Here is a 12,101-nt window from a genome sequence, read left to right on the forward strand (position 1 = left end):
AGATGTGTATAAGACCCGGCGCCCGTGGCCGCGGTCGGGGGCACCGATGAGCGGGCGAAGGTCGCCGAGGACGGGCGCGGCCTCGTCGTGGTCGTCAACACCGGCTCGGGCGCGGGCGGCGAGGCGGGGATCTCGCTGCCGGGGCGCCCGGAGGCGGCGCTCGGCCTGCTCGAACACGAGCTGCCGGCCGCGGAGATCGTCCGGCTGGAACCGGACGCCGACATCGACAAGGCGTTCGGGGAGGCGGCCGAGCGCGCCGACGTGCTCGCGGTCGTCGGCGGGGACGGCACCGTGAACGCGGCGGCGCGGGCCGCGCTGAAGCACGACGTCCCGCTGCTGGCCGTCCCCGGCGGGACGTTCGACCACTTCGCCCGCGCGCTCGGCGTGGAGTCGGCGATGGAGGCGATCGACGCCTACCGGAGCGGCCGGCTCGGCCGGGTGGACGTCTCCTATGTCGCGCCGGCGGCCGGCGCGGGCCGCGACGAGGAGCACCTGTTCCTGAACACCGCGAACTTCGGCGCGTACACCGAGCTGGTCGACCGGCGCGAGCGGCTGCAGAAGCGGATCGGGAAGTGGCCGGCGCTCGCGGTCGCCGCCGTCCGCACGCTGCGGCACTCCGAGCCGGTCGAGCTGCAGGTGGACGGCCGCCGGGCGCGGGTGTGGCTGGCGTTCGTCGGCAACTGCGTCTTCGGGTCGCGGGGCGCCGCGCCGACCTGGCGCGCCCGGCTGGACGACGGGCGGCTCGACGTCCGGATGATCACGACCGGGCGGCGCGTCCCGCGGGCCCGCGCGGTCGCCGCGATCCTCGCCGGGCATCTGCACATCACGCCCGGGTACCGGGAGTGGCGGACGAGCGGGCTGGAGATCGTCGCCCCGGGCGGCGGGCTGCGGCTGGCGCGCGACGGCGAGGTCTCGTCGCTGCCGCCGGCGGTCCGGTTCGGCAAGCACGCCGGGGCGCTCGCGGTGCTGCGCCCGGCGGTCGGGTAGCGGCACGTCAAGATCGGCGCCCGGGTTGGTCGGGTGCCGGTCTTGTTCGGGTAAAGGCGCGGGAGTCGGCCCCGGCGGGGCGGCAGGGTCCGGTGCAGGATCCCGGTGGGGGATCTTCGGGGGGTGTGAGTCGTGGGACGGACCCGGCCGGGCCGGTATCGGCGCCGTCATCAGCCGAGTCGCCAGCCGCCGCTGCGGCAGTGCGTCCGGCAGTGGTGGCCGATCGTGGCGGGGACCCTCGCGACGACCGGGCTGCTGCTCGGCGCCTATCTGGAGGTCCCGCGCGAGCAGGGGGCGTCGGCGGCGCCGGCCGTCCCGGAGCGTCCCGTCCCGAAGCCGGCGGACGCGGCGGCGCGGGCGCGGCCGATGAGCACCTACACGACGCGTTTCAAGCCGGGCGAGCCGCGGGTGCGCAACATCGAGCTCGCGGCCCGGATCCTGGACGGTCACATCGTCGAACCGGGGGCGACGTTCTCGTTCAACGACGTCGTCGGGCCGCGCACCGAGAGCCGCGGCTACGTGCCGGCGCCCGCGATCATGGGGGCGCGGCTGGTGAAGGACGTGGGCGGCGGCATCTGCCAGGTGTCCACGACGCTGTTCAACGCCGTGTTCCGGGCCGGCCTCGACATCGAGAAATCGCGTGCCCACACCATGTGGATGCCGGAGTACCCGGAAGGGCGCGAAGCCGCCGTCTCCTACCCGCAGCTCGACTTCACCTGGAAGAACGACACCGACCGCCCGGTGCGCATCCAGGTCGCCTACACGGGCTCGTCGGTGACGGTGAATCTGTGGGGCGAGCGCACGTACGAGGTGCGGTCGCGGACGTCCAAGCGCTACGGGTTCAAGCCGTACCGGACGGGTGTGGGCCATGGCCGCGAGTGCGTCACCATGGTCGGCCGGAAGGGCTTCAAGATCGACGTCTGGCGGACGCTGTACTCCGGCGGCCGCAAGGTGCGCCGCGAGAAGTTCCACACCGAGTACCGCCCCCAGCCGAAGGTGAATTGCGTCTAGCGCAGCAAGGCTTCGGCGGCCCGCCGGGCGGTGGACGCGGCGGACGGGTCGTCGTTCATCGCCGCGGACACGGTCGCGCCGTCGATCAGCAGGAGGAGCTGGTCGGCCAGGGCCTCGCCGGCGACGAGGGTGCGCAGGTAGCGGCGGAGGCGGTCCTTGTGTGCGCGCGCGGCGGCCGCGACGGGCGGCGATGTGGCGCCCAGCTCACCGAACGCGTTGATGAACGCGCAGCCGCGGAAGTCCGGGCTCGCGAACCATTCGCCCAGCCAGTCGAACACGGCCGGGACGGGGTCGTCGCGGGTGGCGACGTAGTCCCGCAATGCTGCCGTCCAGTCGAGGTCGCGCCGTTCGAGGTAGGCGGTGACCAGGGCCTCCTTGGACGGGAACGTCCGGTAGAGGCGCTTGAGGGAGACGCCGGACGCGGCGCGGATGTCGTCCATGCCGACGGCCTGGACGCCGCGCGCGTAGAAGAGCGTCCGGGCGGCGTCGAGTGCCCGGGTCTCGGCCTCGCGCTGGTCCATGGCCACCTTCCTTGCGGGCGAGAACGTGCGTTCTCTAGGATAGGTGAGAGAACGATCGTTCTCCAGTTCGCTCGAAGGGAAGGCAACGATGAAGCCGCCGTTCACCGAAGAGACCGCCAGGGCCAAGGTGCAGGCCGCCGAGGACGCCTGGAACAGCCGCGATCCCGAGCGGGTCGCGCTCGCCTACACCGAGGACTCCGTCTGGCGGAACCGGGACGAGTTCATCACCGGGCGCGAGGAGATCAAGGCGTTCCTGCGCCGCAAGTGGGCCAAGGAACTCGACTACAAGCTGCGCAAGGAGATGTGGTCCTACACCGGCAACCGGATCTCGGTCCGGTTCGAGTACGAGTCGCACGACCCGGACGGCCAGTGGTACCGCAGCTACGGCAACGAGCAGTGGGAGTTCGACGACGAGGGCCTGATGCGGCGGCGCGAGGCGAGCATCAACGACGTCCCGATCGAGGCCGCGGAGCGCCGCATGGCAGGGTGAGAGGCATGGAGGGAACATTCGAGCTGGGGCCGGACGACGGGCGGCTGCTCGTGCGGACGGGCCGCAGCGGGCTCGGCCGGCGGGCGGGCCACGACCTGACCATCGAGGCCACCCGCTGGTCGGCGCGGGTCGAGGCCAGGGAGCCGTTGGACGCGTCGTCGGTCGAGGTCACCGTCGAGGTGGACGCGCTGGAGGTCCGGGAGGGTACCGGCGGCGCGCTGCCGCTGTCCGACCAGGACCGCAAGGACATCAAGAAGAACCTGCGCAAGGTCCTCGACACCGCGCGGTATCCGGAGATCACTTTCGTCGCGGCGGCGGTCGGCGAGGACGCCGTGGAGGGCGACCTGACGATCATGGGCCGGACGAAACCGGTACGGATCGGCGGTTCCCGCGACGGCGACCGCGTCCGGGGCTCCGTGACCGTGACGCAGACCCGCTGGGGGATCAAGCCGTACTCGGCGTTCTTCGGCGCGCTGCGGCTCGCCGACGACGTGGAGGTCGAGTTCGACCTCAAGCTTCCCGTCTAGCGCGTTTCTCGCCTGGCACGGGCGGCGCGGGCGAACTGGTCGTCCAGGCTGCGTGGGAAAGGCAGCATCCGGTGGCGGTCGCGCCAGGGCGCGTACTGGCGGACGGCGTTGAAACCGGCCGCGGTGATGATGCGCTCGACGTTCGGGCCTGGCGTGTAGGCCGGGTAGACGTCCAGGTGGGTGACGCCTGGGGGGAGGTCGTCCGGCCTATGGGGCGATACCAGGGTCATGGGCGGGGCGACCCCTTCGGCGGACGCCATGTCGTGCACGTAGGCGACGAGTTCGAGGGTCTCTAGGGCGGGCCCACTGTGGACGATGAGCCATCCATCGACGTCGATCGGCTCCGATGGGGGATCGGTGAGGACCAGGGGGACGACCTCGTCCGACACGTCGCGCAGGTAAGCCTCGTGGGCCGGGTCCAGCGGCTCCAGGACGAACGTGCGGTCGAAGCGCGGCGGGTCGGCGGGGAGCAGAGGTTCGTATGCGTCCCAGCGCAGCAACCGTGCCAGATGCGTGAGCCGCATCCCGGACGGAAAGCGAGTCAGCTCACCCTTGATCCCGGCGGGAAACGCGTCCACGATCACCTCGTCCGCTTCGAACTCGGCGAGATCCGCAGCCTCCACAACGTCCCACCCACCCGTAACGCGCGGATCCTCCGAAAACCTCGACCCGGTGACCACGGTCACCAGCCCGTCCAGCCTCCCGCTCGGGAACGGGTCGGTTCGGGAGAGGGTGTGGAGGAAGGAGCGGAGCCGGGTGAGGTGGCCTAGGCCGTCGCCGGACGCGTAGCAGACGATCATCGGGCGGCGTCGAGGACGGCCAGATACCCGGCGGTCTCGGCGGCCGGGGTGAAGTCGCGGCGGATGCGTTCCGCGCCCGCCGCGCCGAGCTTCGCCAGTTCCTCGGCGCCCGCCCGCGCCGCCCGGTCGATCGCCGCGCGGCAGGCGTGCGCGTCGCCGGCGGGGAACGTGAAGCCGATCTCGTCGTCCACGAGGTCGGCGAGGCCGCCGCCGTCCGAGGCGATCAGCGGCACGCCGAGCGCGGCCGCCTCCAGCGCCACGTTCGGCATGCCGTCATAGAACGACGGCAGCGCGACGAGGTCGCAGCTCGCGTAGACGGCCGGCAGGTCGTACCGCTCCATGAACGGCAGGAACGAGTGCGGGATTTCGCGTTCGGCGAGCCACTCCCGCACCGACTCCTCGACCTCGCCGACGAGCACCAGATGGAACTTGTCGGTGTGCCGGGACGCTTCGAGCGCGTCCAGGAGGAACCCGATGCCCTTCTTGACCTTGAGCTGCCCGATGAGGCCGATCGTCCGGCGACCCGGCTCGACGTTCTCGTCCCGCCACGCCAGGCCCTTGGCCCGCTCGGACGGCAGGATCCGCCACTGCGCGGTGTCGACGCTGTTCGCGACGAACGCCACGGCGGCGCCCGGAGCCAGCGCCGTCACCAGCGGCGCGTGCGACCGGGCGACGACGCAGACGCGGGACGAGGCGCGCAGCGCGTCCGCGAGCACGCCGCGCCGCCGCATCGAGAACGCGCCAACGTCGATGTCGTTGCCGCGCAGCAGCGTGACCAGCGGCACGTCCAGCAGCGCGGACAGGACGGGCGCGCCGAGCATCGCGTACACGCCGCCGAACGCGACCACATGGCTGTAACCGGTGAGGTCCTCGGCGGTGATCGTCGTCCACAGCCGGCGCAGCGCGTGCTCGGAGTCGTCGCCGAGCGGCGCGGTCAGCAGCCGCCCGCCGTGCTCGCGCTTCACGCCCCACGGGCGGGCGCGGCGCGTCAGGTGCGCGACGTCGACCTCGGCGCCGGCGCCGCGCAGGCCTCGCACGATCCGGTCGCACGACTGCGCCATGCCGCCCTGGCTGGGCGGATAGTGCTCGGTGAGCCACAGGACGCGGGGCATCAGCTGTCCACGAAGCCGGTGTCGTCGTCCGGCCCCCAGTCGCCCCCGTACGAGTAGTCGTCGCCGGGGTTGAACGCCCCGCGGTCGTACTCGTCGAACGTCGAGTACCAGTAGGTGTCCCGGTAGGTCTGCGAGCTGCGCTGGTAGTACTCGCGCCGGCGGCCGCCCGCCCACGCCGGGTGGTGCGGGTCCTGCGTCCCGTACCCGCGTGCCGCCGCGCACTCGGGGCACATCCCGCCCGGTGCCGCGTGCGCCGCGCAGACGGGGCGCGCGCAGTGCGGGCAGGACGCCACCGCCGCCTGCCCGCAGCGTCCGAGCACGAAGAATCCGGTGGTCACGGTGCAGCGGGTCACTTCGTCCTCCTCGCGGCCGTGCCGGGCGGCGTCCACCGGAACGGCTCGGTCGACACGTCCAGGATCCGGTCGAGCATGGCCTTGCCCTCCTGCGCGCCGCGCAGCTTCCCGTTCACCCGGATCACCATGCGCTTCCCCGGCTTGACCTGGACCTTCACCCAGCGCGGCGGCGGCGACGCGGGCCGCTGGACGACCGCGTCCTTGGCCAGCCGCCGCGTGACCCGCACCAGCTGCGTGGTCTTCGTCTTGGTCTTCACCTTGACCTTGCCGCGCGGGTTGCGCTTCTTGCGCCTGCGGTAGCGGACCCGGTCGGTGACGACGAGCTCCAGGACGCTGCCGTCCCGCAGCTCCGCCCGCATCTGCAGCCACGGGTCCACCGCGTACCATTGCTTCATCGAGATGACCGGCCGCTGGACGGGCACGTCGTGCTGAGGGCCGCGCTTCTCGGGAAGGTCGGCGCCCCGCAGGTCCGCCGCGACGGACAGCACCCCGTCCGGCGGCATGTCGGCGGCCAGCACCCGCAGCAGCGGCACGAGGACGGCCGGGACCCGCCGGGACAGCTGCCACTTGCGCCGCCGCACCACGGTGCCGTGCCCCGCGAGGCTCGCGATCACCGGCTCCCAGTCGTCGCGGCGCAGCGAGACCGAGAAGCCCCGCTCCAGCGTGAGCGCCCTGTGCAGCGGATGGAACCGCTCGATGGCGGCCTTCTGCTTACGCCAGAACATGATGACGCACCACCTATCGATCCAGCGTCCGGTAGACCTCGGCCAGCCGGGCGCGCGACCGCGCCCAGGTCAGGCCCTCCTCGATGTGCTCGCGGCCCCGCCGCCCCATCGCGGCGGCCTCGTCCGGGTACTCCAGCAGGACGCGGACGGCCCGCGCCAGCTCGGCGGGACGGTCGGCCGGGACGAGCCGCCCGTGCTCCCCGTCCGCCATCAGCTCGCGGACCGCCGGCAGGTCCGAGGCGACGACCGGCACGCCCGCCGCCATCGACTCGATCACCTTCAGCGGCGCGCAGCCCTGGTCCAGGTTGCGGGCGCAGCCGGTCAGCGGGGCGAGGGACACCGCCGCGTGCGCCAGCCACGCGGCGACCTCGTGGTGCGGCAGCGTGAACCGCCAGTCGATCCGCTCGGCGACCCCGAGCCGCTCGGCCAGCCGCCGCACCGGCTTCGCCCGCCGCTCCGGGACGGACGCGCAGACCACCAGCCGCAGCTCGGGCAGGTCGGCGAGCCGGGCGAACGCGCGCATCAGCACGTCCAGGCCCTGCCACGGCTGCATGGCGCCGACATAGACGACATACCGTTCAGGCGCATCCGCCGGCCGTTCGGTTTCACGGGGAACGTCGGCGCCGTTCGGCACCAGATGGATTCTGTCTTCGGGCACGCCCCGCTCGCGGACGGCGCCGCCGATCACCCGCGACGGCACCACGATCGCGTCACTGCGCTCCAGGCAGAACCGCTCCAGCTCGCGGATCTTGCCGAGCGTGCTCGGCGCCGCCCACGGCCACGTGTGGCTCATCTCGATGGACGGCAGGCCGTTGACCTCGTAGACGACCTTGTGGCGCCGTCCGTCCGCGACCGCCGGGAGCGCGCTCCACGGGTCCCTGACGTGGCAGACCTCAAGCGTCTCCCAGTGCGGTGCCAGATGATCGGCGACCCAACCGGAGAACGCCTCGGCCCGGTCGATGAGGTTCGGGATCTGCGCGTCGAACCGCGCGATCTCCCGCGTCCCCTCCCGCTGGTAGCGGGGCAGGTCACCGCCGCCGATCGCGCCGAGGAGCCCGCCGCCGTACCGGTCGAACAGCTCGTCGGCCATCTGCGCGATGTGCACCGCCGACCCCTTGCTGGACGGGAACCGATCGAACGCGACATAGGCCGCCCTATGCCTCACCCGACCCGCACCTCCTCCATCGTCCGCAGCGCCCGATGCCAGGCGATCTGGTCGTGGAGCCCATCTCGGAGACCGACCGCGGGTACCCAACCAAGCAGCTTGTGGGCGAGCCTCGTGTCAGCCCACGTCCGGGCGGCGTCACCGGCCACGGGCGTCTCCCGCTGGATCTCCGCCTGCACACCCAAGGCACCCGTCAGCATCGCGATCGCGTCCCGCACGGCCACATGCTCGCGATGACCGACATTGATGGTGATACCGGGCGGCAAATCCTCGGCCGCCGCCGCGAGCGTCGCCGTGACGACGTCCCTTACATGCGTGAAGCTGCGCGACCTGAGACCGTCCCCGAACACCGGCAGGGGACGCCCGTCCAGCGCCGCCTCAACGAACCGGTGGAACGCCATGTCGGGCCGCTGCCGTGGCCCGTAAACGGAGAAGTACCTGAGCAGCACGACCCGAAGCCCGTCGTCGGCCGCGAGCCTGCCGAGCCGCTCAACCTCAACCTTGCTGACCGCGTAAGGGCTCTCCGGCTTGACCGAATCGTCCTCCCGATTCGGCCTGCGCCCCGCCGACCCATACACCGACGAACTGGACGCGACCAAGACCTTCGGCCTGCGCCGGGCCTCCATGCACGCCGCGAGCAGCCGCCGAGTAGCCGTCACATTGTCGCGCTCGGCCACGGCCCGCCCCGGCCCCCACGAGTCCCGCACGCCCGGCCGCCCCGCCAGATGCACGACGAGATCCACCCCAGTGACGATGTCCAACTCGTCCACGGCCAGATCAACATCAGCGGCGACGACCCCCGGCCGTGCCGCGACCTCCGCCCACGTCCGCCGCGCCACGTCGGGCGCCAGCGACCGCGAGGGCGCGTCAACGGCGAGAACCTCGTGCCCCGCGCCCGAAAGCGCGTCGACCACATGGCTCCCGATGAACCCCGCCGCCCCTGTAACGACCACCCGCACGCGGGCACTTTATCCGCCGCCGCCCAAACCCGGACAGGGCTCCTGTCCCTGTTCAACCGGGACACGGCATACCCGGCACGGGCAACCGCTCAGGGACGCCGATGGAAGGCCAGGGTGAGCCGGCGGTGTACGCGGGTCCGGAACCGGGGCAGGATGACAAAACTGCTCCAGGGCATGTCCGAGCAGTAGGGCCCCATGGCCCGGAACTGGCGGGCCGCGATGGCCCCGGAACCGATCCGCGAGGCGCAGAAGGCCAGGTGCATCCGGTCGAACACGGCCCTGGCGTGCGGGGGCGTCCCCTTCTCGGCGGCGGGCTTCTCCCAGAGATCCACGGCCCTGTCCACCGCCTGGGCAGCCTGGAAACCCTTCCAGAACAGCGCTTCGGTCTCGCCCTCCTCCCGGCCGTCCGTGAGTGCCATCGCGTACTCGATCACCGCGAACAGCGACAGGGCGTGCAGCGGCGAGCCGGGTGGCGCGCCGGCGGAGGCACGCTCGGCGAAGCCGAACATCTCGGCGTGGGAGCCGCTCCACTTGGCGCACAGGTACTGCAACGCGTGATAGTGCCCGGTGACGTGCGCCGGGTCGCGCTGGACGAGCCCGTCCCAGCGTCGTTCGAACTCGGTCCGGGGGACCTGCAGTCCGCGGGCCAGCAGGACCGCGATCCCCCACGGCGTTGGGTCCTGCGGCGCGCGTGCCATGGCGGCGGACAGGGCGGCGTCGGCCGCGTGAAGCCGATCGAAGAAGTCGGACCAGGCGCTCTCGCGGACGTACCTGGCGTAGGCACTGCCGCGGATCGCCCAGCCCTGCACCACCAATGCCCGCGCGTTGACCATGTGGGCGTCGGCGCTGCCCGGCTCCGCCGCCACCCATTCCGCGATCGTCCGGTGGCAGTCCTCGTCGTGCGCGAGCCTGCCGACCCGGTGCGCCTTGCGGTCCCAGTCGTCGCCCGTCTCCCGCAGTAACGCCGCTGCGGGCCGCCGATCTCCCGCCCGCAACGCGGCCACCGCGTCCAGCACCGCGTGATCGTCGTAAGCCGGATCGAAACTCACCCTCATCGCCATCTCCTCGTCCGCCCTCAATGCGGCGGATCATGCTAGGAACGCGAGGCGACGGCCCGCCCACGAACAGATTTCGCTTCGGCCACGAAGATCATCCGGCCCTTCGCGCCTGCCCGATCCGGGTCAGCCCCCGGCCATGGCGCCGACGACCATGAAGGGCTCGGCGCCCGCCGCGACCCGCTCGGGGAGGACGCTCCCTGGCGGGTCGTGGGACAGGTCCTCCTCGCAGGCGAAGAAGCGGACGAACGCGCGGCGGCGTCCGGTGGCGCGGTCGCGGATCGTCCCGCGCAGCACCGGATACCGGGCCTCCAGGGCGTCCAGGACCGTGCACAGCGTGACCGGCTCGGGGACGTCCAGCTCCACCTCGCCCTGCACACCGGCGAGCACGCGCAGGTGTGCGGGCAGCACGACGCGGATCATGGCAGCGTCTGGACTTCCACCGACAGCACGGCCGGCAGGTCGCGGACGATGGGCTCCCACGTGTCCCCGGCATCGGACGACGCGTACACCTGCCCACCCGTCGTACCGAAGTAGATGCCGCACGAATCAAGCGAGTCGACGGCCATCGCGTCCCGCAGCACGTTCACGTAGCAGTGGCTCTGCGGCAACCCCTCGGTCAGCGGCTCCCACTCGTTCCCGCCGACGCGGCTGCGGTAGACGCGCAGCCGCCCCTCCGGCGGGTAGTGCTCGGAGTCGCTCTTGATCGGCACGACGTACACGGTGTCCGGCTCGTGCGCGTGAACGGCGATCGGGAACCCGAAGTCGCTCGGCAGGTCGCCGCTGATCTCGTGCCAGTTCTCGCCCGCGTCGTCGCTGCGCATGACGTCCCAGTGCTTTTGCATGAACAGCACCTCGGGACGCGCCGGATGCATCGTGATGCGGTGCACGCAGTGCCCGACCTCGGCGTCCTCATCGGGGATGCCCCCCGAACGCAGCCCGCGGTTGATCGCCTTCCACGTCTTGCCGGCGTCGTCCGTCCGGAACGCGCCCGCCGCCGAGATGGCCACGTACATGCGCGCCGCGTCCACGGGATCCCGCAGGATCGTGTGCAGACACATCCCGCCGGCGCCCGGCTGCCAGGACGGCCCGGACCCGTGCTCGCGCAGCCCCGGCAGCTCCTGCCACGACGCCCCGCCGTCGACCGACCGGAACAGGGCGGCGTCCTCGATCCCCGCGTGGACGGTGTCCGGATCCGTCGGCGACGCCTCCAGATGCCAGACCCGCTTGAACTCCCACGGCTTCGGCGTGCCGTCGTACCACTGGTGCGTCCCCGGCACGCCCTCGTAGGCGAACTCGTTCCCCACCGGCCGCCACGTCGCGCCGCCATCGTCCGACCGCTGGATCAGCTGCCCGAACCACCCCGTCGACTGCGACGCGTACAGCCGCGACGGATCGGCGGCCGACCCCGCGACGTGGTAGATCTCCCACCCGCCGAAGTGAGGCCCGCTGACCTCCCAGTCCTTCCGCGCCCCGTCCGCGGTGAGGATGAACGCGCCCTTCCGCGTCCCGACCAGAACCCGCACTCCGCTCATGGCTGCTCCCTCCGAGCGCCCTCGGCATACTCCGACCGCCGATACTGACCCCCACCACCGACAAAACTCATCGCCCGCCCACCGTCCCGCCGACGGGCCATGATCGCCAGTAGCAGAGGCCGCCGGCCGCTACGACCGCTCGGAGTCGGCGCTCAAGGAATCCCGTTCACCTCACCCGGGGTGCGACCCGCGGTAGCCCATCCAGTTCGCTGTCCGCTCCAACCCGCCGCACCTCCGGGCTCAACCGCTTGACAGGCCGCCGGCGGGCTGGCGACGCTCGGTCGGCATGAACTCATCCACCGATCACAGGGCTTCGAAACCTGGCCGGCGCCCGCCCAGAAATCCACGATGACCCTGAGCGGAACTCAATGGTCGCTGGTCATCTCAGCGTTGCGGTACTGGGCAGCCGTATCCGAAAGCACCGGCGCAGCCGACGAGGCCGCAGAATCGCGGACCATCGCCGACCTCGTCCATACCCAACTGACCGAACAAGGCTGGTCACCCCCCACGCGCACGGCGAAACCCCACTTCCTAGCCACGCCGGACGTCAGGGGAGGTCGTGTGTGCCGCTCTTGATGTGGTCAGTGAGCGCTTGCCAGGCAGCGGGGACGAGGGTGAGGCGGGGGCCGTCAGGGTCCTTGGAATCGCGGACGGTGATGGTGGGGGCGAGGGCTGCGACCTCGACGCAGTTGCCGCCTTGGCCGCCGCTGCGGCTGCTCTTGCGCCACTGGACGTCCGGGAAGTTGTTCATGCCAGTGCCTCCTGGCCTCGCTGAGGTTAAGGGAGGTCGTGTGTGCCGCTCTTGATGCATTTGGTGAGGTTCTGCCAGGTGGTGGGGGTGAGGGCGAGGCGGGGGTCGTC

At 71.9% G+C, this 12,101-nt stretch carries 15 protein-coding genes; 4 read left to right on the forward strand and 11 right to left on the reverse strand.

Features of this window, described 5'->3' with window-relative positions:
* The first annotated feature begins 24 nt into the window (after window positions 1–24).
* Entirely contained in the window at window positions 25–987 is a 963-nt protein-coding gene (locus tag HUX53_RS42490; RefSeq protein WP_176402901.1) for a diacylglycerol kinase family protein, read from the forward strand.
* Between the two features lie 225 nt (window positions 988–1,212).
* Complete coding sequence (locus tag HUX53_RS10125) at window positions 1,213–1,998, forward strand: VanW family protein (RefSeq protein ID WP_176402902.1); 786 nt, start codon at window positions 1,213–1,215, stop codon at window positions 1,996–1,998.
* Here the strand turns inward: HUX53_RS10125 and HUX53_RS10130 are convergent.
* Window positions 1,995–2,519 (reverse strand): TetR/AcrR family transcriptional regulator, encoded by a 525-nt coding sequence (locus HUX53_RS10130; protein ID WP_176402903.1) that lies wholly within the window; start codon window positions 2,517–2,519, stop codon window positions 1,995–1,997. The genes HUX53_RS10125 and HUX53_RS10130 overlap by 4 nt on opposite strands.
* 88 nt (window positions 2,520–2,607) lie before the next feature.
* Between HUX53_RS10130 and HUX53_RS10135 the strand changes: the two genes are divergently transcribed.
* On the forward strand, window positions 2,608–3,009 hold the full coding sequence (locus HUX53_RS10135; protein WP_176402904.1) for a nuclear transport factor 2 family protein: 402 nt from the start codon (window positions 2,608–2,610) through the stop codon (window positions 3,007–3,009).
* 5 nt (window positions 3,010–3,014) lie between these two features.
* Complete coding sequence (locus HUX53_RS10140; RefSeq protein ID WP_176402905.1) at window positions 3,015–3,536, forward strand: YceI family protein; 522 nt, start codon at window positions 3,015–3,017, stop codon at window positions 3,534–3,536.
* On the opposite strand, the gene HUX53_RS10145 is transcribed toward HUX53_RS10140, so the two are convergent.
* The 10 genes from HUX53_RS10145 to HUX53_RS10190 all read right to left on the reverse strand — a co-directional run bounded on the left by HUX53_RS10145 (window position 3,533) and on the right by HUX53_RS10190 (window position 11,991).
* Window positions 3,533–4,336 carry a hypothetical protein gene (locus tag HUX53_RS10145; RefSeq protein ID WP_176402906.1) on the reverse strand — a complete coding sequence of 268 codons (804 nt, stop codon included), beginning with the start codon at window positions 4,334–4,336 and terminating at the stop codon, window positions 3,533–3,535. The genes HUX53_RS10140 and HUX53_RS10145 overlap by 4 nt on opposite strands.
* On the reverse strand, window positions 4,333–5,448 hold the full coding sequence (locus tag HUX53_RS10150; RefSeq protein ID WP_176402907.1) for a glycosyltransferase family 4 protein: 1,116 nt from the start codon (window positions 5,446–5,448) through the stop codon (window positions 4,333–4,335). Before HUX53_RS10150 ends, HUX53_RS10145 begins: the two co-directional genes overlap by 4 nt.
* Entirely contained in the window at window positions 5,448–5,801 is a 354-nt protein-coding gene (locus HUX53_RS10155; protein ID WP_176402908.1) for a hypothetical protein, read from the reverse strand. Before HUX53_RS10155 ends, HUX53_RS10150 begins: the two co-directional genes overlap by 1 nt.
* The gene (locus HUX53_RS10160) at window positions 5,798–6,526 is read right to left on the reverse strand and encodes a hypothetical protein (protein WP_176402909.1); all 729 of its coding nucleotides are present in this window, start codon (window positions 6,524–6,526) and stop codon (window positions 5,798–5,800) included. The genes HUX53_RS10155 and HUX53_RS10160 overlap by 4 nt, the downstream gene beginning before the upstream one ends.
* A gap of 13 nt (window positions 6,527–6,539) precedes the next feature.
* A complete protein-coding gene (locus HUX53_RS10165; protein ID WP_309237146.1) occupies window positions 6,540–7,691 on the reverse strand; it encodes a glycosyltransferase family 4 protein in 1,152 nt (383 codons plus the stop codon).
* A complete protein-coding gene (locus HUX53_RS10170; protein ID WP_309237147.1) occupies window positions 7,688–8,650 on the reverse strand; it encodes an NAD-dependent epimerase/dehydratase family protein in 963 nt (320 codons plus the stop codon). The genes HUX53_RS10165 and HUX53_RS10170 overlap by 4 nt, the downstream gene beginning before the upstream one ends.
* Before the next feature lie 89 nt (window positions 8,651–8,739).
* A complete protein-coding gene (locus HUX53_RS10175; RefSeq protein WP_176402910.1) occupies window positions 8,740–9,705 on the reverse strand; it encodes a hypothetical protein in 966 nt (321 codons plus the stop codon).
* A gap of 126 nt (window positions 9,706–9,831) precedes the next feature.
* The gene (locus tag HUX53_RS10180; protein ID WP_176402911.1) at window positions 9,832–10,128 is read right to left on the reverse strand and encodes a MoaD/ThiS family protein; all 297 of its coding nucleotides are present in this window, start codon (window positions 10,126–10,128) and stop codon (window positions 9,832–9,834) included.
* The gene (locus HUX53_RS10185) at window positions 10,125–11,240 is read right to left on the reverse strand and encodes an exo-alpha-sialidase (protein ID WP_176402912.1); all 1,116 of its coding nucleotides are present in this window, start codon (window positions 11,238–11,240) and stop codon (window positions 10,125–10,127) included. The genes HUX53_RS10180 and HUX53_RS10185 overlap by 4 nt, the downstream gene beginning before the upstream one ends.
* Before the next feature lie 547 nt (window positions 11,241–11,787).
* Window positions 11,788–11,991, reverse strand: a complete 204-nt coding sequence (locus HUX53_RS10190) for a DUF397 domain-containing protein (RefSeq protein ID WP_176402913.1) — start codon at window positions 11,989–11,991, stop codon at window positions 11,788–11,790.
* Window positions 11,992–12,101 lie beyond the last annotated feature (110 nt).

The organism is Actinomadura sp. BRA 177 (assembly GCF_013372625.1).
In the GTDB taxonomy this organism is placed as follows: Bacteria; Actinomycetota; Actinomycetes; order Streptosporangiales; family Streptosporangiaceae; genus Spirillospora.